Consider the following 23601-nt stretch of genomic DNA (forward strand, 5'->3'; position numbering starts at 1 on the left):
ATTGAAATTTCAATGCTCTTTTTATGTACACTTAATTTTGTTCTTCAATAAACTGCTTAATTGCGGCTTTACTGTTCTCTAATTCACCTTCAACCACTTTTTCTCTTATGGAGTTTAAAAGAATTCCCAACTTTGGGCCTGGCTCAATGCCGTTTTTAATTAGAAAGCGTCCATCTACGATCAAATCGGATGAATTTTTGATTGGGAGTGCATCATAACGATCTACTAAGGCTTCTGCTGAAATTGGCTGACCTAAAATGTGTGCCACATCAATAGTATTCAAAAGAGTGGCCTCTCCTGCTTTAAATAGGTCATAATCAGTAGGAGCTTGACTTGCTAATAAATCAAATAATTCGACAATTCTTTCTACCGCATCTGCCATTGCATTCGAATTCTTCCAATCACGCATAAATTTTCCAATATTATCATTTGGAATTTTCAGCAAAATAATAATCACAGCCCATAAACTAGTCTCCAAAGTAGGACTAAATTGCAATTGGGGATAAATAGATAAGAGATCTTTCTTTCCAGCAAAATCTGGCACATCTTCACTTAATTGAGTATCTAAAAAGATTTGAAAAGCTTGTCTAGAATGAGGCCCAATTCCCATCTTTACAAATTCTTCTCGAACGCGTTCAATTGAAATTTTCTTAAGCAATTCATGATTATCTTCAATCGCCTTTTGAGTTTCACCTTCAAGCTCAAATTCTAATTGGCTCATAAATCGAACTGCGCGCATCATTCGTAACGCATCTTCATGGAATCTTTCTTCAGGATTTCCTACTGCTCTAATTACTCGATTATGGAGATCTTTCAACCCATTAAATAAATCAATGATTTCTCCATTTGTATTCATTGCTAAAGCATTAATGGTAAAATCACGTCTTTTCAAATCTTCATCAAGATTTTGAACAAAAGTTACTTGATCTGGTCGACGAAAATCTTGATATCCAGATTCTGTTCTAAAAGTAGTAATTTCGTAACTGCCACCATTGTACAAAACAGTTACAGTTCCATGTTTTATTCCTGTATCAATAGTTTTTTCAAATTCTTCTTTAACTTCTTCAGGATAAGCACTTGTAGCAATATCAATATCGTGAATATGTCTACCTAATAATAAATCTCTTACGGAGCCACCAACAAAATATGCCTCAAATCCAGCATTTTCCAATTTCTTTAACACAGGCATTGCTGCCATAAATATTGCTGGTAAACTGTCTATTTTCATTTAATTAATCAACCCATTCATGTGTAATAATTTCTAAAATATGTTAGTTTTATCTTATAGAACCTTTAACAAAAGGAGGATTTTTATGCAAAAAATCAAATCAAAAACAATTTTGGAATTGCTAATGATCACAATTGGCTGTGCAATTTATGGACTTAGTCTAGATATGATCTCAGTTCCCAATAAATTAGCTGACGGTGGATTAAGTGGTATTTCCTTAATCTTGCATCATTTTTGGGGAATTAATATGGGACTTTCCACCCTAGTCTTAAATATCCCTCTTATTTTACTGGGATATCGCTTTATGGGCAAAAGACTTCTTGCCTATACTATCTGGGGCACTCTTTGTTTATCCTTCTTTTTATGGTTTTGGCGTTTAATTCCCATTATATCGCAATTTAACCTTGAACACGACCTCTTCTTGTCAGCAATCCTTGCAGGAACGCTATCAGGATTTGGTTTAGGGCTAGTTTTTCGATTTAATGGGACTTCTGGAGGGACTGACATCATTGCTCGAATTTGTCAAATGAAGTATGGCATTTCTTCTGGAAGAATTTTACTTTTGTGCGATGCCATTGTTTTATTCATTTCTCTATCTTATCTTGATATTAAACATATGATGTACACCCTTTTGGCTTCTTACATTCTGGCAAAAGTTATGGATGCAGTTCAACAAGGAGCCTATACTGCAAGAGGAATTATTATAATTTCAGATAAATATCAAGAAATCGGTAAAATGATTGATTTAAAACTAGAACGAGGTTTTACTTATTTTAAAGCTTTGGGCGGATATAAACATCAAGATCGTTTAGTTATTTATGTTGTTGTTTCTCCTCATGAAGTTCCTACTGTTAAACAGCTAGTAGAGCGAGAAGATCCAAATGCCTTTGTAAATGTAATTGATGTACATGAAGCGTTGGGTGAAGGTTTTACTTATAGTAAGAAACATTGGAAGTTCGATTTTAAGAAATAGTTGTTGTTTAGGCAGTTTGTTTGCCTTTTTTATTTTTGATTTTATAGATTTAGTAACAATCAGCTTATTATATCAAATCATTATATAAATCTTGCATTTCAGCATCTTCAGGAACTAATTTTAAGTAACGGTCCAAAAGTTGTTTTACAATATCTGTAGAATTTGGTTCTACATTAAAGAATCTTATCATTTGTTTTAAGAATTCAGGATTCTTTTGAAAATCTGGATATGCTAACAAGAATTCTGCTCGCGCTTTATCATTTTTATCCAAGTTTTCATATGAAATTGCCATGTTCCAATGAGCTTGAGGCTCTAATTCTTCATCGCTCTTATCTTTAAACAGGTTAATATTTTCTTGATCTTTATTTTCATGGATATACAAATTAGATAATTGCATTAAAAGATCGCTGTTGTCTGGTGCTATTTCTAGACCTTTCTTAAGTAAATCTTCTGCCGTATCTAATTCATTCATATTAGCCGCAGCCTTTGCACCCATGGAATATAAAGTTTCATCTAGTTCATTATAAGCGAGTCCAGCTTGTGCGGATCGCAAGACTTGTTCATTATCATGTTTATGTAAGTAAGCCTGTGCTAACAATGGATATGCATTAACATAATCCGGACTTTGATCAATTACATCATCTAAATACTTAATTGCTTGGTCATCATCCCCTACAGAAAGCATAATTAATCCAGCTTGGTACTTACTATCTATATCCAAGATATCAGCGCTATGTTCCTTAATAACTTCACTAGCCTCTTCATATTGACCTAATTTAGCCATTGTCTGAAACTCACGCTGAATTAAATTAGTTTCGCCAAAATTCTTCTGTCTTTTAACTAAATCTCTATACAAACTTAAAGCTTGTTCATATTCACCATCTAAATAGTCCAATTCAGCTAACCCAAACTTAATCGCATCTTCTTCTGGAGCTAATTTTAAAGCCTGAAGCAATTTATCCCTTGCAGTTTCAAGCAAACCATTTGTTTGATAATAATCAGCTTGAACTAATAAACTATCCAAATAAGCCGAAGAGTCCGGTAAAATATTATACAAAAGGGTTAACCCATCATCATCGTCTCCATCATTTAGAAGAATTTCCGCTAAGTACACCTTAAACAAATCTTCTTTTGGAAATTTAGCGATTAAAGAGCGATAAACTTCTTTAGATAAATTAGTAAAACCATAGCTAGTTAAATTTTCAGCCAAAGAAGCCAATACTTCTGGTTCATCATTATCTAAGGCTTGCTTTAATAAAATTTTATCTTGGGAAAAATCTTGATTTTCAATTGCATCTAATAATTTTTCTGAATAACTCATAATAATGCCTCCATTCAAAATATTATTTTACCAAAGTATTTTATTTCATACATTTATTGAATCTCCTCAAAGAAAAATATTAATTTATTATCATATTTTTCAATTTTTTAGAAAATAAAAAACAAGCAACTTCTTAGTTACTTGTTTTTCTAAGATAAGCCTTTTCAATAAAATGATGAAAACGGCTCTACTTAACAGCATCCTTAAGTGCCTTTCCTGGCTTAAATGCAGGAACTTCACTTGCAGGAATTTCAATTTCAGCACCAGTTTGAGGGTTGCGACCCTTACGTGCAGCACGGTGACGAACTTCAAAAGTACCAAAACCGATCAATTGTACCTTATTGCCATTAGCAAGGTCATTTTGAATTGAGCTAAAAATAGCATCAATTGCTACAGCAGCTTGCTTCTTAGTTAACTTAGTGTTAGCAGCTACTTCAGAAATCAATTCAGCTTTATTTGCCATCTTAGGATTCACCTCCTGAATTTGAACACCAAGTTCAAATTTGATAAGAAAGAATGACCTTGAATCATTGTTTCCTAAAGACCAAAATATCATAAAAACCCTGCAGTAACAAGCTTTTTTATAAAAAAGCCAGTTTTTACTTTCTCTTTCGTGGAATAATCTTAATAGGAGTTCCCATAAAATCGAAATTCTCTCGTAATTGATTAATTAAGAATCTTTGGTATGAAAAGTGCATCAATTCTGGATCATTAACAAACACTACAAAAGTTGGTGGATTAGTTCTTACTTGAGTCATGTAGTAAACGCGTAATCGCTTGCCCTTTACAAGAGGAGTTGGAACCAATTTACTTGCTTCAAGAAGCAAATCATTTAACACGCTAGATTGAATTCGTTGGTTCTGGTTTTCATATACCTTTTTAACCATTTTTGGAATTTGATCTAATCGTTGACCAGTTTTAGCAGAAACGAAAAGAATTGGAGCATAATCTAGATATTGAAATTCTTGACGAATAATTTTTTCAAAGTCTTTAGCACTTGTACTATTCTTTTCTGGTAAATCCCATTTATTTACAACAATTATAATTCCACGACCTGCCTCATGGGCATATCCGGCCACATGCTTGTCTTGTTCTCGAATACCTGTACTTGCATCAAGAACCAAACAAACCACGTCTGAGCGTTCAATAGCGCTCATAGCACGTAATACAGAGTACTTTTCAGTCTTTTCGTATACCTTACCTCGACGACGAATACCAGCTGTATCGATTAGCCGAAATTTTGTGCCATCTTTTACAAAAGGAGTATCGACAGCATCGCGCGTTGTTCCCTCTTCGTTAGCAACAATTACTCTGTTTTCTCCTAAAAGTTTATTTACGATAGAAGATTTTCCTACATTAGGACGTCCAATCATACTAAATGAAATTACATCATCGGCCTTTTGATCCGTGTCATGAGGAAAATCACTGACAATTTCATCCAGTAAATCTCCAATACCTGTTCCATGACTACTGGAAACAGGAATAGGATCTCCCAATCCTAAACTGTAAAAATCATAAATATTAGCTCTTTGTTCAGGATTATCAGCTTTATTTACTGCTAAAATAACAGGTTTCTTAGTACGATAAAGAAGTTGTGCTACTTTTTCATCTAAATCTGTTACTCCATTAACTACACTGGTTAACATTACAATTACATCTGCTTCGTCAATTGCAATTTCTGCTTGGGCACGAATTTCTTCTTCAATTTTTCCATCGTCCCAAGTAATTCCTCCCGTATCAATAACATCGAATTTACGCCCTAACCATTCAGCTTGGGCATAATTACGATCTCGAGTTACTCCAAGTCTATCTTCTACAATTGCTAAACGCTCATTAATAATACGGTTGAAAAGTGTTGATTTTCCTACATTAGGACGTCCAACGATTGCTACCACTGGTAAAGCCATTTTTCAGCCTCCTTTTTAACGTTATACTAATTAAAAAAGCCGACGTTTAGTCGGCTTTTTTATATCTTATGACTATTGACGGTCCTTTAATTGGTCACCAATAATGTCACCCAATGCAAAACCGTTGTCATCGCTACTCATGTACTTCTTGCTTACTGAGTTTTCGTTACGTGAACGACGTGGACGAGAACTTTCGTTTGAAGAAGCATTTGGATCTGCAGCCTTGATTGAAAGTGAAATTCTTCTTTCGTTAGGATCAATGCTCAATACCTTAACCTTAACAGTTTGACCTACCTTCAAAACATCGCTTGGCTTGTCAACATGCTTGTTTGAAATTTCTGATACGTGTACTAAACCTTGAATACCATCAGTAACTTCAACAAAAGCACCGAAGTTAGTTAAAGACTTAACTTCACCTTCAAAAATGTCACCTTCATTTAAGTCAGCTGTAGCTTGTTCAAATGGAGAAGGTTCAGTTTGCTTAATTGACAAGGAGATACGATGTCTGTCATCGTCAATACCGATAACTTTAACCTTAACATCTTGACCTACCTTCAAAACATCGCTTGGCTTGTCAACATGCTTGTAAGAAATTTCTGAAATGTGTACTAAACCATCGACACCACCAACATCAATGAAAGCACCGAAGTTAGTTAAACGTGATACCTTACCTTCAATAACGTCGCCAACAACTAATTGTGATGCAACCTTATCAAATGCTTCTTCACGTTCTTCTTCAATTAAATCCTTGTGTGAAAGAATCAAACGATTCTTGTTAGGATCGATTTCGGTAATCTTAAGCTTCATAGTCTTACCGATGTAAGGCTTAAGATCTGAAACATAGCGATTTGAAATTAATGAAGCTGGTAAGAAACCACGGGTACCAACATCAACAAGTAAACCACCACGAACTGAAGAAGTTACAGTACCTTCAATTGGAGTACCTTCTTCAAAGTCCTTTTGTAACTTGTCGTATGCTTCTCTTTCCTTCAAACGGGTAACTGAGAAGAAAAATTCACCGTTTTCCTTATCGCCACCAGCTCTTCTAAGAACTAAGGCCTTAAACTTGTCGCCTGCCTTAACTAATTCACGTAAATCTGCGTTACGATCTGAAGTGTATTCACGACGAGTGATAACACCTTCCACACCAGCGTTTTCAACGCCAACATCAATTTGGCCGTCTTCAACGTCTAGTACTTCAACATCGACAATATCTCCGACCTCAACTCCTTGCATTTGCTTTAATGCGTCTAAAAATTGATTACTGTTTTCTGACATATGTACCTCCCAATATCATGTCTAATTTTAAATGAAAGTTGAAATTTTTTCTACTGTTTTGAACTGTTTTTTAAAGTTTTTTTGACTTTTTTTCAATTTCTTCAGAAATTTTCTCTACAACTTGGTCAATTGACAAGTTTGTAGTATCAATTTCTATAGCATCAGCAGCTTTTCTTAAAGGAGAAACTGCACGATGAGAATCTTTGTAGTCACGAGCCGCAATATCTGCTTCAATTTGTTCTACAGTTTGATCAGTATGAATTCCGCGCTCCTTCAAATCAAGCAAACGTCTTTCTGCGCGTGATCTTGCACTAGCTACTAAAAAGATCTTAACTTCAGCGTCTGGTAAAACTGTAGTACCGATATCACGACCATCCATGATAACATCTGTATGACCAGCTAACTCTCTTTGAAGAGCCACCATTTTTTCACGAATGCCCGGTAAAGCTGACACCTGAGAAACATTAGCTGAAATCTCTGGAGTTCTAATCTCTAAAGAAATATTTTTACCAGCGGAATATACTTTCTGTTCCCCATTTTCAGATTTTAATTCAATTCCATCTTGATCAATTGCCTTTAAAATACCTTCTTCGTTGCCATAATCTAAATTATGGTTTCGAGCAATTACTGTACATGCTCGATACATAGCTCCGGTATCGATATATACAAAAGATAAATTTTTAGCAATAATCTTTGCTACAGTACTTTTTCCTGCTGAAGCAGGCCCATCAATTGCTACTTGCATCCCTAACTATAAAAAAGACTTTCGTCTTTTTCATCCTTTCTAAAAAACTATTTAAGCTTAAGTGTTTGTCCAGTAACGACATTGGAAGAAACATCTAAGTCATTTAAATTAGCCAATTCAGCAACGCTCATTCCATGATCTGCTGCAATACTTGATAAACTTTCACCATCTTGAACTACATAAGTTTCTTCACTACTATCACTAGAAGATGAATCAGTTGCGGTAGTTGAATCATCACTTGATGAAGAACTTGAACTGGTCAAAGAACTAGAATTACTTAAAGCGCTTTTCTTTTTAGTATTAGTAGATTTCTTAGCTTTTTTCTTTGATGCTTTCTTTTTAGACTTAGAAGCCACAGTTTTAGTAGTCTGTTTTTCTTCAGCTTTTTGAGAATGTGTCGAAGCTTGGTGCCAAACAATTGGAACTAGTGCAATTATGATTACTAGCAAAATAACAATCACTGCACCCCAACGGCTCGGGCCTCCCCCTCGATTATCTTGTTGCTCATCGTCTATGCTTCTAGACTTACTAGGACGTTCAACGTGCTTATATGGTCCCTTTGGCTTTTGATCCATTTGGCATTCCTCCAATCACTTAACTGCTTAATTTTAGCATACTTCTATTTATCTTTGAACATCAAAAAAGACCCGCTTTTAAAAGCGAGACTTCTAAAGTTTGTTTATTTCTAAATATTAAATTTTCTTCTGACAAATGGTTTAATGTTTTTCAATACAGATTCAAACAATATATAAACTACTACACTGTTAATGACACCTTTAATAAGATTAAATGGAACAATTATTCCAAAAATATATGCATTCATTGATGGCAAGTGAAGCAGTTGTCCTAAGTAAACCTTTTCTGTGAAGCTATATAAAGCTGCGTAACTATGAATTGCAGGAATATTGGCAATTGAAGTTACTGCATATACTGGAGTTAAAATAAACGCATTAGCAAGCGCTAAAATCAAAGTCATAGCAATACTCCCAATTACTAATCCTAAAATCGGAAGTAAATGACCTTTTAAAGACTTTCTATTTTTAATTTCGACGCTCTTTGCAATCCAATAAAATGGCAAAGCGAATGAAATAGAAGCCAGAAATGCAGCAATTTGACCTACTAAGCTTGGCAGTGCAAAGCCACTAAATACCAAACTCAATAAGGTACGGATAAAAGCAATAAATATTCCAGGCCCCGCTCCAAAAATAAACATCCCAATCGTAATAATTACATCTGAAAAGTCGAATTTTAAGAATCCTACTCCTGGCATAATCGGAAATTCAATTTTCATCACTACAAAAGCGAAAGCTCCAATTAGTGCATAGGCGATTATATTAGCTAAGCTACTAGATTTACGTTGAACTTGTTCCATATATACTTACCTCCATAACAAAAGGTCTGCTGCTTCAGCAACAGACCTTTAAAAGTAAGTATTATCTTTTTCTTTTGTTAGTCTGTCTTCTCTCATCTAGACTTTAACTATCGGTATCTTAACAGATTCAGCCACATACGTGGGTCGCGGACTTTCACCGCCGGTCGGGAATTTCACCCTGCCCTGAAGACAACAAACTTAATATTCAATTTACAGTTTCATCTTAGTCCAAGTGTTTCAATCTGTCAACTTCTTTGAGCGACAATTCCCGGTATTCTCCAGATGTAAGGGATTGCAAATCCAAAAATGCATAACGCTCTCTAGACAATTTTTGGACTGGATGCCCCACTGCTTTAAACATCTTTTTAACTTGATGATAATGCCCTTCATGAATTGTTAGTTGGACAATCTGAGTATTTTTTCGTTTATTAGTCTTTAAAATTTTAACCTTTGCCGGCGCACTTTTATGTTTATCAAAAACTACTCCATTGACTAAAGCCTTTATTTGTTGAGGTTCTAGAATCCCTTCTATCTTCGCTACATAGACTTTAGGAACTTCATGCCGCGGATGCATTAATAAATTAGCCAATTCACCATCATTAGTCATCAAAAGAAGACCTGAAGTGTCATAGTCCAATCTTCCCACAGGATATACTCGATAAGGAATATCCTCAAAGAAATCAACTACTGTCTTTCGTCCTTTATTATCGCTAGCTGTAGAAACTACACCACGTGGCTTATAAAAAAGATAAGTATGTAAACTTTCTCTTTCAATAGGTTCTCCATCTACAGTAATATTACTAAAAGTCTCTACTTTTGTTCCCAGCTTAGTAACTATTTTTCCGTCTACACGCACTCGACCGGCAACAATCATCTTCTCTGCCTTACGTCTTGAAGCAATTCCTGCTTCTGCAATTACCTTTTGAAGTCTTTCTAACGCCATATTTAACTCTCCTCACTTTCATTCTCTTTATCTTTTAATTTAAACAAATCTACTTCTGATTCGGAACTTACTTCATCTTCGAAATTTTCAATCAATGGTAAGTCTGCTAAACTTTCATATCCAAAATATTGCAAAAAATAATCAGTTGTAATATACAAGTTTGGATTCCCAGGGGCGTTCTTTTTTCCACTAGCTTTAATCAAACCACGCCAAACCAAAGTTTGAATCGCTCCAGAAGAATTAACTCCACGAATATCGTCAATTTCCACTCTAGTGATTGGTTGTTTATAAGCTACTATCGCTAAAATTTCTAAAGCAGATTGACTAATTCCTTTACTAAGGTCCTTTTGAAAGTATTTTTCAATAATTTTACTAGTTTCAGGACGAGTGGTTAACTTATATGTTTGATTAACATGAATAGCTTGCAACCCATTGTCTGGGTCTTTTTCAAGCTTATCTTTTAAATTCATAAATAAAGCTTCTAACTCTGTTTCATTGAGCTCTAAAAGTCCACAAAGGACACTTTTATCTAGCCCTTCATCCCCAGCAACGTATAATAAAGCTTCTAAATTTGCAATTTTAGTGGCCATTTTTATTTATTCCTTTTATATTTAGATCTCCAAAAGTTATAGATTGAGTAACAATTATATCTTTATTTTTGCTCAATTCTAATACTGCTAAAAACAATCCTATTACATCAGAAATATTACTCAATTCATTAATACAAGAAAAAAAGCTCACTTCTTTTCCTACACTCACTTTATTCTTCAAATATGAGCACATTTCAGTAATAGATCTTTCTTTTACTTCCACCATCGCAGAATCAGGATGCTTTATTTTCAGTTTTCTCATAACAAAGGCAAATGTATGAGCCAATTCATCAGAACTTATTTGTCCTAAAGGTAATTTTTGCAACTTTTTATCTTTAGAGACACTCGCTTCCTTAGAAACTGTAACAGGCAAACTATCATTTCGCTGTTTGAAATATTCCGAAATCTTTTTAAAAACAGAATATTGAACCAATTGTTGCACAAGTTCATCACGTGGATCTTCTTCGACTACATTTTCAACAAAATCATTCTGCGGCAACAAGTATTGTGACTTTATTCTTAACAAAGTTGAAGACATCACAAAATACTCTCCAGCAATTTGTAAATTAAGTTGTTGCATTTGCTTCAAATAATCTAAATACTGACTTGTAATTTGAGCAATTGGAATATCATAAATATTAATCTCTTGTGACTGGATCAAATGTAAAAGTAAATCCAATGGCCCCTCAAAGTTGGGTAATTCTAATGTTAAATCTTTATTCATGTGGTTTATCTAAATATTTAATCAAATAAGTATATTCGGGCACTGTCGTCACTTTTTCACCCGGATGCGCCTTAATAAGATCTCGTAAAATATCTACTTCGTATTTTTCCTCACGAAATCCTGGCGCCAATGAAATATAGCGAACAACAATAAATCGATTATTAACTTGCGTTCCTACTACTCCAATATAATTTGAGTGATCATCTTTATATAAATATAATTTAAAATCATCACTATCACGATTAAGTTGTATTTCTTCTTGTAAATTCTGTAAATTCTTGAAATCTGGTAGATAAGAAAGTAATCCCATCGCCGTCTTTTCGTTGTCTTTTTTATATTCAGCTAGCATCAAATCACCTAAATTCGTGGATAAGTTTTTTGATAAACATCCAAAATTTGCTTTTGAGACAAATTCCCATACATCCCATTTAAATTATTTGAGCGTCCTAAAATTTCTTGAACTACTCGAAAATCTGCTCCATTTTCTAACATTTGCGCTGCAAAACTTTGACGCAAAGTATGAGGCGTAATTTCCTTATCTAACTCAGCTTTAACAGCATACCTTTTAATAATTTGCCAAACTGCCTGCCGGGTTAAAGGCTTTCCTCGATTATTCAAAAAAACATAATCTTCCATCCCTGCTTTTAAAAGCAACTCATATGCTTTATCTTGATACTCCTTGAGCCACTTTAAAGCATTTACACTAATCGGAATTAAACGCTCTTTGGTTTCATCACTAGAAATTTTCAATAACTGCAAATCAGCATGAATGTCACTAAACTTCAAGTTAATCGCTTCACTCACCTTCATTCCCGTAGCATATAAAGTCTCTAGTAAAGCGCGATCTCTTAGTCCTAAACTATTTTTGAGGTTAGGCTGATTTAATAAAAGCGCAACCTCAGATTGAACCAAAACGACTGGCTGCCGAAATTCTTTTTGTGGTGCATCAATTTCAATCATTGGATTTAATTTCTGAATATTTTTTCGCGCTAACCATTGATAAAACTTTCGCAAACTGGAAATCATCCGACTAATCGAACTAGCAGCTTTATTTTCTTGATGTTGCTGTGCCAAAAAAGCTTCAATATCAATTGCCTCTGTGGGCCAGGAAGTTATATTTCTACTTTTCAAAAACGTCAAGAATTCCAGCAAATCTTGGCGATAAGCCACAATAGTATTATTACTTAATCCCCGTTCAATATTACAAAATTGCAAGTAATCCTCTATCTGCTTTTGCAAATTATTCATCGTTATCGCTTTCTGGATCGTGAATTAATGTAATTGTTCCTGCTTCTTTATCTTCGCTGATTAAACCAGCTTTAAGCAAGTGGCCCAAAGCACGTTTAAAAGCAGATTTAGAAATTCCAAAATAATTCTTTATTTCTTGCGCATCTGATTTGTCATAAAATGGCAAAGTTTTAATTTCTTTTCTGCGTAAACTCATTAAAATCATTTGAGCATCATCATCAATTTCTTCAAACGCACGTGGTAAATTACTTAAGTTTAAGCGGCCATATTGACTCACTCCGATTACCCGTCCTCTAAATTGTTCTCCTAAACGAAGAGGACATCCCATTTGAGACTCATGAACAAAGCCTAAGTAATAATCACTAGTTAAAACAAAAGCTCCAATATCACGGCTTGCATAAACGGTGGCAAAGACATCTTTATTCTTCATATCCTTAGGAAAATTAGCTGCAATTTGATCAAAAATATTTTCATCGGCTAACTTAGCCCAAATTCGATCTTTTTCATCAGTTTCGAGCCTTACTAATAAACGATCATCTTTACGAGGCCAATTACTTTTATCACGAGGAAGGTCATCAAGTGAGACAACTACATCTTTATCAGGCAAGCCAATATCCACAAATACTCCCAGTCCTGGTCGCACTTCAGTTACCTTTCCCCATCCATATTGATCTGGCTGAGCAAATGGCAAAAATTGTGTCATTTCACGGTCATGGTTTTTATTATCATAAATAAATCCTGTGATTTCATCTCCCAATTTGGGAATTTCATCTTGCGTAATCTCATGACGCTTTAACTCATAAGTGATTCCATCAATTTGAACATAATAAGCGTCTTCGTTTTGATCAATTATTTTACCAGTTTCAATTGTTCCAAGCATAATTGATTCCTCCTACTTTACATATTTCTTATTATTAGTATACGCAAATTTTGAGCAAAATAAAATAGCCAGCCCTTGAGCTGACTATTTTATTAATTATTTATCTCTTTTAATTAAAGGTTTGAGATTTCGCCTTGGTAAATAGCACCACGACGTGCGTCAACAGTGATAGTTGAACCATCAGAAATCTTTTCAGTTGCATCAGTAGTACCAACAACAACTGGGATACCTAATGACAAACCAACAACTGCTGCGTGTGAAGTTAAACCTGAAGCTTCAACGACTAAACCTGAAGCCTTCTTGATAGCTGGCATGTAGTCAGGGTCAGTAGTCTTAGCAACTAAGATGTCGCCTTCCTTAACCTTGCTATTTGCTTCTTCTGCTGAATTTGCAACAACAGCCTTGCCAACTACTGAACCGTTACCTACACCTAAACCTTGTGCAAGCTTGTTACCGATGATTTGTAACTTCATAACGTTAGTAGTACCTGATTCACCAACTGGAACACCAGCAACGATGATTACAAGGTCGCCATCCTTAACAAGACCTTCTTGCTTAGCAACTTCTGCTGCCTTTTCGAACATGTCATCAGTTGAGCTAGGCTTGTCAGTCAATACTGGAGTTACACCCCAAACAACTGCTAATGAGTGTTGAATCTTTTCATCGAAAGTCATAGCAACGATATCAGCGTTTGGACGGTACTTAGAAATCATACGTGCAGTGTAACCTGACTTAGTTGCAGCAATAATAGTCTTAACGCCTAATTCTTGTGCAGTACGTACAACTGATTCACCGATAGCTTCAGTAACGTTTGAACCCTTGTAGTCTTCAAATCTTTGAAGAGCTAAAGTGTTACGCTTAAGCATTTGTTCTTCAGTACGTTCATCAATTTCAGCCATAGCCTTAACAGCCTTAACTGGGTATAAACCGTTTGCTGATTCACCTGAAAGCATAGTTGCGTCAGTACCGTCAAGAACTGCGTTAGCAACGTCAGAAACTTCAGCACGAGTTGGACGTGGGTTTTCTTGCATTGAGTCAAGCATTTGAGTAGCAGTAATAACTGGCTTACCAAGTGCGTTAGCTCTTCTGATCAAGTCCTTTTGTACAAATGGAACTTCCATGAATGGAATTTCAACACCCATGTCACCACGAGCAACCATCAAACCATCTGAAACTTGTAAAATTTCGTCAGCGTTGTTGATACCTTCTTGTGATTCGATCTTAGGGAAGATCTTAACGTAATCAGCACCTGCTGCTTCACAAAGCTTACGGATGTCTAAGATATCTTGAGCCTTACGTGCGAATGAAGCAAAGATAAAGTTAATACCTTCCTTCAAACCAAAGTTAATGTCATCAGTATCCTTTTGAGTGATACCTGGAAGGCGAATTTCAACACCTGGAGCGTTAACACCCTTCTTTGATCCGATCAAACCAGTGTTTTGAGCTTCACAAACGAGTTCCTTCTTATCGTCGTCTTTTTCCTTAATCAAAAGGTCTACTAAACCATCATCGATTAATACGTGACCACCAACGTGAGTATCATCGTACAAACCTGGGTAAGTTACGTGGATCATGTCCTTGTTACCTGGCTTAGTTGCATCCATAGAAATACGGATCTTGTCACCAGTGTTAATAGTGAACTTACCACCTTCTTGGTCAGTAGTTCTAATTTCAGCACCCTTAGTATCAAGAGCGATGCCAAGAAGCTTGCCAGTATTCTTTTCTACTTCACGAACCATGTTCATACGAGCACGGTGTTCTTCGTGGTCTCCGTGTGAGAAGTTAAAACGGAATACGTTTGCACCAGCATTTGCTAAAGCAGTAATAGTTTCAATATCATTTGAAGCTGGCCCTAAAGTACTAACAATCTTGGTTTTCTTCATTATTTATAAATCCTCTCCAACAAAATCGACTAATTTTTAGTCATTTCTTTATTAACATCCAACAGTGTGAAATCGCCGTGGTGCTTTCCATCAAACAGATCAAGAATGTCGTGGGTATTAAGCTTTCCACCATCCATGCCGACAGCTAAACCGCCTTTTCCATCGAGAAGTAGATTTACAGCATAATTACCCATCTTAGTGGCATTTACTCTATCTTCAACTGTTGGTGAACCACCACGTTGCATATGGCCAAGAACATTGGCACGAGCATCAAAGTCACCATACTTTAGAAGTTCTTTTCTAAAGTCTTCAGCACTCATAACGCCTTCTGCCAATACTACAAGGCCATGGTCTTTACCATCTGCAAAGTTTTGTTTAATGGTTTCAGCAATTTCCTGAACGTCGTAAGGACGTTCAGGAATAACAATTGCATCAGCTCCACTAGCTACACCAACACGCATAGCAATATCTCCACATTCACGACCCATTACATTAACAATGAATACGCGGTGGTGACTACTTGCTGTGTCGCGAATCTTATCAATCGCGTCCATAGCAGTACGACAAGCAGAATCATAACCGATAGTGTAATCAGTATAAGGAATATCATTATCGATAGTTCCTGGTAAACCAATTGAATTAATGCCAAGACGAGTCAAAGCTAAAGCACCATGGTAAGATCCGTCACCGCCAATAACGATAACAGCATCAATTCCATGCTCTCTTAATTGTTCTGCACCCTTCTTTTGCACTTCTTCTTGTGCAAATTCTGGAAAACGTGCTGAATACAAGAAAGTACCACCTTGACTAATCTTATGGTCGACATCTTCCGCAGTTAACGGAACAAAGTCACCAGCTACTAAGCCAGCAAAACCATAACGAATTCCAAAGACTTCAAGTCCGTGATGGATAGCAGTCTTTGTAACGGCTCTGATTGCTGCATTCATACCAGGGGCGTCGCCACCACTGGTTAAAATACCAATCCGTTTCATGAATTCACCTCATCATGATTATTTGTGTAATTTCTCACATCACATAAATATTACCATTTTTTTGAGCAAAAATCTCATAAAAAATGGTTTAATTTGTTGATTTAACGCGCTTTTTTGATGTTAGCGCTGTCAAGTATTATCGCACTAAGATCGAATTTTTAAATTTATTCTTTAAATTGAACTTTACGCAAATTGGTAAGTAAATATTGCTTTTTATTTGGATCAAATCTATCATTTTGGACTTTAACCCCTAAAATATAAATTTGTCCTTCCTTCAAATAGCTTTCTACTTTTTTATATACTTCTGGGAAAATCGTAAATTCTGCATTTCCTGTCGTATCAGCAAATGTAGCAAAGGCCATTTCTTCGCCCTTTTTCGTTTTTATTTTCTTTATTCTTATTAATTTTCCTACTCCTATTCCACTCTCATTAGTATTAAAAGAGTTCAGAGCATGAGCATTAAACTTTTGAGCATATTTTTGAACTGCAACTAACGGAGTCGTAGTAGTTGAAAAGCCTAATACCTCTTCTTCCATAGTCGCTTTTTCTGTATTACTTGGTACTGGAGCTTTTTTGATGGGTACTCCTCCTAGACCTTCAGAAAGAGAAACATTTTTCCCAGTAAGCTTAATAATATCAACGAAATCGGCACAATTTTCGAGAAGTTCATTTCGATTAGAATGCAAATTATCAAAGCATCCCGCCTTAATCAAGATTTGTATCAATTCAACTTTTAAAAATTTTAAATCAATTTTTCTTAAAAAGTCACTAAAAGAAGTAAATGGTCGCTTCAAATTCACTATTTGATTGACAAAATCAATTCGAAGCCCTTTAATAGCTCTTAAACCAACTAAAATTTTTCCTTCTTTTATTGTATAATCCTTCTGACTTTGATTAATATCAGGCGTTGAAAACTTTATTCCGGCTTCTTGAGCTTGCATAATATAACTTTGAGCTTTTCCAGCACCACTAGAATTTAAAATGGCTGTATAAAATTCTAGAGGAAAGTGAACTTTAAGATAAGCTAACCAAAAAGCAATTTTGGTATAAGCCACTGCATGAGATCGATTGAATCCATAATTGGCAAATTGTTCAATATACTTATAGACTCTTTCTCCAACTAGACGGGGATGGCCATTTTTCAAGGTTCCCTGAATAAACTTATTTCTTTGCCTTGCAATCACATCAGGCTCTTTTTTGGACATGGCACGCCTTAAAATATCGGCTTCTCCCAGAGAAAACCCAGCTAAAACCTGAGCAGTCTGCATAACTTGTTCTTGATAAACTAGAACTCCATAAGTTGGCGCTAAGATCTTTTCTAGACTCGAATCAGGATATTGAATTCTCTCTTGTCCTTTTTTCCGAGCTATAAAAGTATCAATATTATTCATCGGACCGGGACGATATAAAGCATTGACAGCTACCAAATCTTCAAAATTATCTGGATGCAATGATCGTAAAACTCGTTTAATTCCGTTAGATTCAAATTGAAAGATCGCATCAGTTTTACCCTCATCAAAAAGTTGTAAAGTTTTGGCATCATTTAATGGAATTTTGTGAGGATCTAGATGAGTTCCTTGCTGATTAATTAAGTTGAGAGTATCACCCAGAATGGTTAAATTTCTCAAACCTAAAAAATCAATCTTTAATAATCCCAATGATTCAACATATTTCTTAGTTTGCTGAGTAACTTCAATATCTAATGGACCCGCTTGTAAAGCAGAAATCCCAGCGATAGATTTATCACTGATCACTAACCCAGCTGCATGAACTGAATAGTGACGGGGCAATCCTTCTATAGCACGAGCTGTTTGAAATAATAAACGATTTTCTTTAGTGGAATTAACTAAAAGTCTTAGCTCTCTAGAATTTTCATAAGCTTCATTCAAAGTGATTTTTCCTTTAGAAGAAGGCACAGCATTAGCCCATTTATTTATTTCTACATCACTAAATCCAAAAATTCTGCCTGTGTCTCTAAGAGCTTGCTTAGCTGCTAAAGTTCCAAAGGTTAAGATTTGAGCCGCATGATCTACGCCATACTTATGATACATATACTTAATTACGTCATCGCGTCGATTATCAGGAATATCCAAGTCAATATCTGGCATTTCATGCCGAGCTGGATTTAAAAATCGCTCGAAAAGCAAATTATATTCTATTGGATCAACTTCAGTAATTTTTAAAGCATAGGAAACTAAAGATCCACAAGCTGATCCACGTCCTGGCCCAGTAGTAATCTTCTCTTGATGGCAGTAATTCATTACATCCCAAACAATTAAGAAGTAATCATCAAATCCCATCTTATCAATAACAGCTAATTCATAATTCAATCTTCTCTGGTAGTTAACTGGAACTTGACCATTTTTAAACCGCCTAATCAGACCTTTTTTAGCTAAATTAAATAAATACTCTTTAGAAGTAGGAAACTTATTTTGTTGATATTTAGGTAAAACTGGCTTTTTAAAAACCACTTTTGCCTCACACGCCTGTGCGATTTTCCAGGTATTCTCAATTGCTTCTTCCAATCCAAAATTTTGATATTTTTCCTTTAATTCCACGCTAGAGAGCATATAGTGAGAACCCTTTTGCTTAGCAAGCGCGACCACATCTTGTAATTTCTCACCATTTTTTATAGTGGTTAAAGATTTTCGCAAGAATTGTTGTTGTGGTTCTAAATATTGACCATCTTCTACAGCAACTAATGGTAATTTAAATTGTGTACTTAAAGATTTAACATAATTAATATAATTTCTAGCCGATTCATTGGCGTACACTCCCAAATACAGCGAACTTGATTGGGGAATGATTTTTTTAATTGCTCGCAGATAATCACTACCTAACTTTTCTTGACGCTGAAAAAGCATCACAAGTTCACTACGAAGATTAGCTGGTGTAATAATGACTAGTTCTTCTAAATACTTTTTAAGTTCAGACAAGGCCAAAACACGATCTTTTTCACCATTGTTAGTTAAAAGATTAATTGCACTTGATAATCTTAACAAATTACGATAGCCCTGATCACTTTTAGCAATAACAATCAAATCATATTTTTCTGCACTATCGATTAATCCATTAATTCGAATTTGCATCCCTAACAGAGGTTTAATTCCCACTTTTTGCGCTAATTCATAGAAATTAACCAAACCGTATGTAACATTAATATCAGTTAAGCCTACGGCCTCATATCCCTTATTTTTGGCTGTTTTCAATAAATCTAAAATTCGAGTAGGACTCTCTAACAAAGTATATGCACTCAAATTTTGAAGTGTTGCCATTTTCATCAATTACCACCCCTTTGTACAAAATTAAGTATACCAAAACTATCATTTAGAGTTTGAAAACACGTCTGGATTTTGCTAAAATTCAACTATGAAAGAAGGAAATTAACTATGGGTCGCTATATTGTAACTATTTTTTGGAGCACGATCTACATGTTAGTTGTAGGTTTTATTGCAGCTCCATTGACTCAAAGTGTTTTTGAGCCTAAAGAAGCAATTTTAATTGGTGTTGTATTTGGTATTCTTTTTGCGATTATTATCCCAGCAATCACTGCTACCTCGCATAAAGATAACAGTAAATTCAGCAAATTAAAATAATAACATAAAACCACTAGCGTGAAGCTAGTGGTTTTTTATTAATAAAATTTATAGTTTTTCTTAGTATCGACCTTAATTGGACCATGTGTTAAATACTCACTGAACATTTGAACATAGTCTTTATCTAAAGTGAATTCAATTTTATCCATGCTATATTCTGGATAAAATCCACCGCCCATTGCACGATAATTATTAACCGCCAAGTGATAAATTTTATCATCTTCTATATCCTGACCATGCAATTTTAATTTAGTTAGTCTTTGACCTGCTGGTTTAGAAATATCAGCTTCATACTCAACTGGATAAAAGACGTCAAAATGATAAAGAAGTGGCTTAGGCTTTATCCAGCGATCTAAAAATGTGATTTGATCACCATTTTTCTTCAAAAATCCCGCACTATGTTCGATGATATGACGCAATTGTTTTCCAGTTAATTTTACCCGACACAATTGATTTGCATATGGATAATTTAGAAGAACATCCCTCATCGTTACTTCTTTATCAAAACCTTTAGCAGTTTCACTCATCACTGCAGTTGCAGACACATCAGCCTTAGTAAACCAAATTTGCATTTGTTGTAATAAATTAACAAATGGTGCTCCTTCTAGTCTGCCTTTCATAGCATTTTCAATTGGTGCCGGCTCATTTAAGTTAGCAATAGGATGATCAAGCCATTTTTGAGTATTTTGATCGAGTTCCTTTACAGTATCAACAATTTTTTGATCAGGATCATAATCCTTAGTGTCAATCAATTTGGTAGTCATACTGTTAATCTTTTTAGTTTGATCATCAATATCCAAAATAACTTCTGCAATAGCTTCTCCGCGATAGCCTGGCTGAACTATCGCTGTATTTTTGGTAACTAGGTTTAAACGTCGGTGTTGGTGGCCAGTTAAGAAAACATCAACTTCGGGAATTTCAGTTAAAATCTTATAGCCTTCATTTTCACCACGATGAGGTTCTGTGGCTTCTCCAGATTCTGGATCACTTTCAAAGCCTCCATGATACATTACAGCTAAAACATCAACTTGCGGTCTTAAAATTTCAGCATAATGCTTAACTTTCTCATAAGCTGAAACAAACTTTAATCCTTCTACATTCTCTTTTGGTTCCCAATGAGGAATATATTGAGTAGTAACCCCCAACAAACCTATTTTTATGCCATTCTTTTCAAGAATTTTATATTCACGACCAAAAGCAGGTACGTTAGTTTCTTCATCAAGTACATTATCATTAATAATATCTGCTCTATTATTATCAATATAATAAGTTAAGTAATCCAAGCCAAAGTTAAAATCATGATTCCCTAAACAACGGGCATCATATCCAACCTCGTTATAAGCATCCGTAAATTTTTTTAATGCTGAAAAATCCTTTACTGTATGAGCATATGAAGCTAAAGGAGAACCTTGCAAACAATCTCCTGAATCTGTCACGACTACGTTATCAGCACCATACTTTTCTTTTTCTGCTTTAATTGCTGCACTCACACGACTCAAACTAAAAGGAGCGTTGTAATTATCTTTATCTTGATAATCAGTTGGGAGCAAAAATCCATGAGTATCACTGGAATGTAAAAATACTAGTTTCATAAATCTTTCTTTCTATTTTTAAGTATGAAAAAAGACACCTTCTGGTGCCCTCTTTTATTAGTTATTGTCGTTTGAGTTGTTGTTTACAACTTGACGACCCTTGTAATAACCCTTAGGTGAAACACGGTGGCTTAAGCGGTATTCACCAGTAGTTGCATCATAGTGCATTGCTGGAGTGGTTAACTTAATATGACCACGACGTGAACGTTTCTTTTGTTTAGAAGTATGTCTTGCAGGAACTGCCATTTAATTAGATCTCCTTTATTATAGTCTTAAGCTTATTGCGGATTGCTCAAAAACAATCTCAATAACTCACGTGATTCAATGATACTATTCAATCGCTAATAAATCAAGGTTTATTAATGTTTCTTCTTGTTAAATTGTTTATCTTGACCTAAAAACCATCCCAATAAAATCCCAATAATTACCATCACAACAAGAACAATAATCAATGGGAGTTTTACTTTAAAAAAGCCAAAATTTATTGCAACTGGACTTGTATTCATTACTACAAAAATCACTGCAATTAGTGCCACCAATAGGCTAATAACTAAATTGATTTGTGCTTTTTTACTATTCATTTGCCACTACTTTCTAGAAGCAAAATCTAAAGAAATACGATCGCCAATTGTTGGGAATAAGTTATACAGTTTAGCAAGAAAAGCTAAGCTTAAAGGCAAATTCAGTTCACGCTTATCACTACCAAAGAAATGAACTACTTGCCAAGCCACATCATCAGGATCAAGCATAAATTCTTCTACATTTTTTACGTAATTCCCCGTACTATCAGCAATATTAAAGAAGTTAGTGTATACAGGGCCCGGATTTACAGTCATAACTTTAACGCCAAATGGTTTTAATTCTAAGCGCAACACATTTGAAAATTGAATAACTGCTGCCTTAGTAGCACTATAAGCCGCTGATTTGGTGGTAGGAACTTTTCCTGCCATAGAACCAAAGTTAACGATTTGGCCGCTCTTTTGGCTCATCATTACACGACCCACCAAGCGAGTAAAGTACATCAAACCAAGCACATTTACTTGGAACATATTAGTAGTATCTTGGAAATCACTTTCTTCAAAATTCTCAAAAATCCCAAATCCTGCGCAATTAACAAGATAATCAATATGCTTTACTACCTTGATCATTTTATTAAAAGTAGCACCAATTTCGTCAGATTTTCCCATATCTGTTGGAAAAACATAAGCCTTAGCGCCAGATAATTCACGAGCTTCGGCTGCAATTTCTTCAAGACGTTCTTTTCTTCTTGCAATCAAAATTACAGTTGCTCCTCTACCTGCACTTTCTAGCACAATAGAACGACCGATGCCACTTGAAGCACCTGTCACAACAACAACTTTATTTCTTAATGAATCACTCATCAGTCTGTACCTTTCATTGGAATATTAACCCGATCAAAATCATTAACTAACTTAGTATGAGCGAAGACCTTGCGTGCTTGTTTCTCAAGCTGTTTAGCCTTTGAACCTAAATATCTAGCTGAAATATGATCCAAGTATAGTCTTTTTACCCCATTATCGCGCGCAACTGTAGCAGCTTCAACTGCAGTTGAATGGTAATATGAGTGAGCTAACTTAGACTCATTACCTGCAAAGGTAGACTCATGAACCAATACATCAGCATTTTGAGCTAACTTAGCAATATTCGGAGTTGAGCGCGTATCATAGATAATAGTAACTATTCGACCTGGTCTTTCTGGTCCCAAAAATTCCTTACCATCTAACACAGTCCCATCAGACAAAACAATTTGTTCGCCATTTTTTAACTTTCCTAGTAAGGGACCGTTAGGAATATTGTACTTTTCTAATTTACTCATTAAAAGTTCTCCAGGACGGGAATCTTCAACTACTCGATATCCAAAACTAGACACTCGGTGATCAAGTTTTTCTGTATATACTCTAAAGCCTTTTCCTTGATAAATTAAGCCACCTTCTGTTAGTTCAACAAACTTAATTGGATAAGATACCTTAGTTCGTGAAACCCGGAGGGCTGTTTTAACAAATTGCTCTAGTCCTGGTGGCCCATAAACAGTAATTGGACCTACATCCCCTTGAAAAGAGCGTGTTGCAAGTAACCCCGGCAATCCAAAAATATGATCACCATGATTATGTGAAATAAATATTCTAGTTACTTTGCGTAATCTGATATTTGTTTTTAAAATTTGATGTTGAGTAGCCTCCCCTACATCAAACAACCAAATCTCATTTAATTCATCTAGGAGTTTCAAAGCCAGACTTGATACATTTCTTTGCTTTGAAGGTTGTCCCGCTCCAGTACCTAAAAATTGTAATTCCATAAAATTCCTATT

Annotated in this window: 24 protein-coding genes and 1 riboswitch; of the genes, 2 read left to right on the forward strand and 22 right to left on the reverse strand. The window is 35.3% G+C overall.

The window, feature by feature from the left end; translation table 11 throughout:
- Positions 1-31 precede the first annotated feature (31 nt).
- Entirely contained in the window at positions 32-1228 is a 1197-nt protein-coding gene (locus KBW87_RS04295; RefSeq protein WP_057811219.1) for a CCA tRNA nucleotidyltransferase, read from the reverse strand.
- Between the two features lie 85 nt (positions 1229-1313).
- Here KBW87_RS04295 and KBW87_RS04300 point away from each other — a divergent pair, with 85 nt between their 5' ends.
- Entirely contained in the window at positions 1314-2201 is an 888-nt protein-coding gene (locus KBW87_RS04300; RefSeq protein ID WP_057811221.1) for a YitT family protein, read from the forward strand.
- 67 nt (positions 2202-2268) lie between these two features.
- Here the strand turns inward: KBW87_RS04300 and KBW87_RS04305 are convergent, their stop codons facing one another.
- The 16 genes from KBW87_RS04305 to KBW87_RS04380 form a co-directional block, all read right to left on the reverse strand.
- On the reverse strand, positions 2269-3522 hold the full coding sequence (locus tag KBW87_RS04305; protein WP_057811223.1) for a tetratricopeptide repeat protein: 1254 nt from the start codon (positions 3520-3522) through the stop codon (positions 2269-2271).
- Between the two features lie 187 nt (positions 3523-3709).
- On the reverse strand, positions 3710-3985 hold the full coding sequence (hbs, locus tag KBW87_RS04310; protein ID WP_004042647.1) for a non-specific DNA-binding protein Hbs: 276 nt from the start codon (positions 3983-3985) through the stop codon (positions 3710-3712).
- Positions 3986-4121: 136 nt separating this feature from the next.
- A complete protein-coding gene (gene der / locus KBW87_RS04315; RefSeq protein WP_057811224.1) occupies positions 4122-5429 on the reverse strand; it encodes a ribosome biogenesis GTPase Der in 1308 nt (435 codons plus the stop codon).
- A 72-nt stretch (positions 5430-5501) separates the two neighbouring features.
- Positions 5502-6707, reverse strand: a complete 1206-nt coding sequence (gene rpsA, locus KBW87_RS04320) for a 30S ribosomal protein S1 (protein WP_057811227.1) — start codon at positions 6705-6707, stop codon at positions 5502-5504.
- 70 nt (positions 6708-6777) lie between these two features.
- Entirely contained in the window at positions 6778-7452 is a 675-nt protein-coding gene (gene cmk / locus KBW87_RS04325; RefSeq protein WP_057811229.1) for a (d)CMP kinase, read from the reverse strand.
- A 47-nt stretch (positions 7453-7499) separates the two neighbouring features.
- Entirely contained in the window at positions 7500-8027 is a 528-nt protein-coding gene (locus KBW87_RS04330) for an SAG1386/EF1546 family surface-associated protein (protein WP_057811231.1), read from the reverse strand.
- Positions 8028-8137: 110 nt separating this feature from the next.
- Complete coding sequence (locus KBW87_RS04335; RefSeq protein ID WP_057811233.1) at positions 8138-8824, reverse strand: ECF transporter S component; 687 nt, start codon at positions 8822-8824, stop codon at positions 8138-8140.
- Between the two features lie 80 nt (positions 8825-8904).
- A riboswitch (FMN riboswitch) is annotated at positions 8905-9019 on the reverse strand.
- Positions 9020-9047: 28 nt separating this feature from the next.
- Positions 9048-9767, reverse strand: a complete 720-nt coding sequence (locus KBW87_RS04340) for a pseudouridine synthase (RefSeq protein ID WP_057811235.1) — start codon at positions 9765-9767, stop codon at positions 9048-9050.
- Between the two features lie 2 nt (positions 9768-9769).
- The gene (gene scpB, locus KBW87_RS04345; protein WP_057811237.1) at positions 9770-10357 is read right to left on the reverse strand and encodes an SMC-Scp complex subunit ScpB; all 588 of its coding nucleotides are present in this window, start codon (positions 10355-10357) and stop codon (positions 9770-9772) included.
- The gene (locus tag KBW87_RS04350; RefSeq protein ID WP_057811239.1) at positions 10347-11081 is read right to left on the reverse strand and encodes a segregation and condensation protein A; all 735 of its coding nucleotides are present in this window, start codon (positions 11079-11081) and stop codon (positions 10347-10349) included. Before KBW87_RS04350 ends, scpB begins: the two co-directional genes overlap by 11 nt.
- Positions 11074-11430, reverse strand: coding sequence for a hypothetical protein (locus tag KBW87_RS04355; RefSeq protein ID WP_057811241.1), 357 nt, complete (start codon positions 11428-11430; stop codon positions 11074-11076). The genes KBW87_RS04350 and KBW87_RS04355 overlap by 8 nt, the downstream gene beginning before the upstream one ends.
- Before the next feature lie 8 nt (positions 11431-11438).
- Positions 11439-12329: a tyrosine recombinase gene (locus KBW87_RS04360; RefSeq protein ID WP_057811243.1), complete on the reverse strand. Its 891-nt coding sequence runs from the start codon at positions 12327-12329 to the stop codon at positions 11439-11441.
- Positions 12322-13209, reverse strand: a complete 888-nt coding sequence (locus tag KBW87_RS04365; protein WP_057811245.1) for a CvfB family protein — start codon at positions 13207-13209, stop codon at positions 12322-12324. Before KBW87_RS04365 ends, KBW87_RS04360 begins: the two co-directional genes overlap by 8 nt.
- A gap of 113 nt (positions 13210-13322) precedes the next feature.
- A complete protein-coding gene (gene pyk, locus KBW87_RS04370; protein WP_057811248.1) occupies positions 13323-15092 on the reverse strand; it encodes a pyruvate kinase in 1770 nt (589 codons plus the stop codon).
- 29 nt (positions 15093-15121) lie between these two features.
- Entirely contained in the window at positions 15122-16084 is a 963-nt protein-coding gene (gene pfkA, locus KBW87_RS04375) for a 6-phosphofructokinase (RefSeq protein WP_057811250.1), read from the reverse strand.
- A 164-nt stretch (positions 16085-16248) separates the two neighbouring features.
- On the reverse strand, positions 16249-19365 hold the full coding sequence (locus tag KBW87_RS04380) for a DNA polymerase III subunit alpha (protein WP_057811253.1): 3117 nt from the start codon (positions 19363-19365) through the stop codon (positions 16249-16251).
- A 108-nt stretch (positions 19366-19473) separates the two neighbouring features.
- Between KBW87_RS04380 and KBW87_RS04385 the strand changes: the two genes are divergently transcribed.
- Positions 19474-19680: a YjzD family protein gene (locus KBW87_RS04385; RefSeq protein WP_057811255.1), complete on the forward strand. Its 207-nt coding sequence runs from the start codon at positions 19474-19476 to the stop codon at positions 19678-19680.
- Positions 19681-19718: 38 nt separating this feature from the next.
- Here the strand turns inward: KBW87_RS04385 and KBW87_RS04390 are convergent, their stop codons facing one another.
- The 5 genes from KBW87_RS04390 to rnz form a co-directional block, all read right to left on the reverse strand.
- Positions 19719-21272, reverse strand: coding sequence for a bifunctional metallophosphatase/5'-nucleotidase (locus KBW87_RS04390; protein ID WP_057811257.1), 1554 nt, complete (start codon positions 21270-21272; stop codon positions 19719-19721).
- A 57-nt stretch (positions 21273-21329) separates the two neighbouring features.
- Positions 21330-21518 carry a 50S ribosomal protein L32 gene (gene rpmF / locus KBW87_RS04395; RefSeq protein WP_004042689.1) on the reverse strand — a complete coding sequence of 63 codons (189 nt, stop codon included), beginning with the start codon at positions 21516-21518 and terminating at the stop codon, positions 21330-21332.
- A 113-nt stretch (positions 21519-21631) separates the two neighbouring features.
- On the reverse strand, positions 21632-21853 hold the full coding sequence (locus KBW87_RS04400) for a lipopolysaccharide assembly protein LapA domain-containing protein (RefSeq protein ID WP_057811259.1): 222 nt from the start codon (positions 21851-21853) through the stop codon (positions 21632-21634).
- Positions 21854-21859: 6 nt separating this feature from the next.
- The gene (locus KBW87_RS04405; RefSeq protein WP_004042692.1) at positions 21860-22654 is read right to left on the reverse strand and encodes an SDR family NAD(P)-dependent oxidoreductase; all 795 of its coding nucleotides are present in this window, start codon (positions 22652-22654) and stop codon (positions 21860-21862) included.
- Positions 22654-23589 carry a ribonuclease Z gene (rnz, locus tag KBW87_RS04410; protein ID WP_057811261.1) on the reverse strand — a complete coding sequence of 312 codons (936 nt, stop codon included), beginning with the start codon at positions 23587-23589 and terminating at the stop codon, positions 22654-22656. Before rnz ends, KBW87_RS04405 begins: the two co-directional genes overlap by 1 nt.
- Between the last annotated feature and the right edge of the window lie 12 nt (positions 23590-23601).

It is taken from the genome of Lactobacillus intestinalis (assembly GCF_024397795.1).
GTDB classification, from domain to species: Bacteria; Bacillota; Bacilli; order Lactobacillales; family Lactobacillaceae; genus Lactobacillus; species Lactobacillus intestinalis.

Excerpts from the sequence above, each read along its gene's own strand:
- KBW87_RS04295 (WP_057811219.1), bottom strand. The coding sequence starts at position 1,228 with ATGAAAATAGACAGTTTACCAGCAATATTTATGGCAGCAATGCCTGTG.
- KBW87_RS04300 (WP_057811221.1), top strand. The coding sequence starts at position 1,314 with ATGCAAAAAATCAAATCAAAAACAATTTTGGAATTGCTAATGATCACA.
- KBW87_RS04305 (WP_057811223.1), bottom strand. The coding sequence starts at position 3,522 with ATGAGTTATTCAGAAAAATTATTAGATGCAATTGAAAATCAAGATTTT.
- hbs (WP_004042647.1), bottom strand. The coding sequence starts at position 3,985 with ATGGCAAATAAAGCTGAATTGATTTCTGAAGTAGCTGCTAACACTAAG.
- der (WP_057811224.1), bottom strand. The coding sequence starts at position 5,429 with ATGGCTTTACCAGTGGTAGCAATCGTTGGACGTCCTAATGTAGGAAAA.
- rpsA (WP_057811227.1), bottom strand. The coding sequence starts at position 6,707 with ATGTCAGAAAACAGTAATCAATTTTTAGACGCATTAAAGCAAATGCAA.
- cmk (WP_057811229.1), bottom strand. The coding sequence starts at position 7,452 with ATGCAAGTAGCAATTGATGGGCCTGCTTCAGCAGGAAAAAGTACTGTA.
- KBW87_RS04330 (WP_057811231.1), bottom strand. The coding sequence starts at position 8,027 with ATGGATCAAAAGCCAAAGGGACCATATAAGCACGTTGAACGTCCTAGT.
- KBW87_RS04335 (WP_057811233.1), bottom strand. The coding sequence starts at position 8,824 with ATGGAACAAGTTCAACGTAAATCTAGTAGCTTAGCTAATATAATCGCC.
- KBW87_RS04340 (WP_057811235.1), bottom strand. The coding sequence starts at position 9,767 with ATGGCGTTAGAAAGACTTCAAAAGGTAATTGCAGAAGCAGGAATTGCT.
- scpB (WP_057811237.1), bottom strand. The coding sequence starts at position 10,357 with ATGGCCACTAAAATTGCAAATTTAGAAGCTTTATTATACGTTGCTGGG.
- KBW87_RS04350 (WP_057811239.1), bottom strand. The coding sequence starts at position 11,081 with ATGAATAAAGATTTAACATTAGAATTACCCAACTTTGAGGGGCCATTG.
- KBW87_RS04355 (WP_057811241.1), bottom strand. The coding sequence starts at position 11,430 with ATGCTAGCTGAATATAAAAAAGACAACGAAAAGACGGCGATGGGATTA.
- KBW87_RS04360 (WP_057811243.1), bottom strand. The coding sequence starts at position 12,329 with ATGAATAATTTGCAAAAGCAGATAGAGGATTACTTGCAATTTTGTAAT.
- KBW87_RS04365 (WP_057811245.1), bottom strand. The coding sequence starts at position 13,209 with ATGCTTGGAACAATTGAAACTGGTAAAATAATTGATCAAAACGAAGAC.
- pyk (WP_057811248.1), bottom strand. The coding sequence starts at position 15,092 with ATGAAGAAAACCAAGATTGTTAGTACTTTAGGGCCAGCTTCAAATGAT.
- pfkA (WP_057811250.1), bottom strand. The coding sequence starts at position 16,084 with ATGAAACGGATTGGTATTTTAACCAGTGGTGGCGACGCCCCTGGTATG.
- KBW87_RS04380 (WP_057811253.1), bottom strand. The coding sequence starts at position 19,365 with ATGAAAATGGCAACACTTCAAAATTTGAGTGCATATACTTTGTTAGAG.
- KBW87_RS04385 (WP_057811255.1), top strand. The coding sequence starts at position 19,474 with ATGGGTCGCTATATTGTAACTATTTTTTGGAGCACGATCTACATGTTA.
- KBW87_RS04390 (WP_057811257.1), bottom strand. The coding sequence starts at position 21,272 with ATGAAACTAGTATTTTTACATTCCAGTGATACTCATGGATTTTTGCTC.
- rpmF (WP_004042689.1), bottom strand. The coding sequence starts at position 21,518 with ATGGCAGTTCCTGCAAGACATACTTCTAAACAAAAGAAACGTTCACGT.
- KBW87_RS04400 (WP_057811259.1), bottom strand. The coding sequence starts at position 21,853 with ATGAATAGTAAAAAAGCACAAATCAATTTAGTTATTAGCCTATTGGTG.
- KBW87_RS04405 (WP_004042692.1), bottom strand. The coding sequence starts at position 22,654 with ATGAGTGATTCATTAAGAAATAAAGTTGTTGTTGTGACAGGTGCTTCA.
- rnz (WP_057811261.1), bottom strand. The coding sequence starts at position 23,589 with ATGGAATTACAATTTTTAGGTACTGGAGCGGGACAACCTTCAAAGCAA.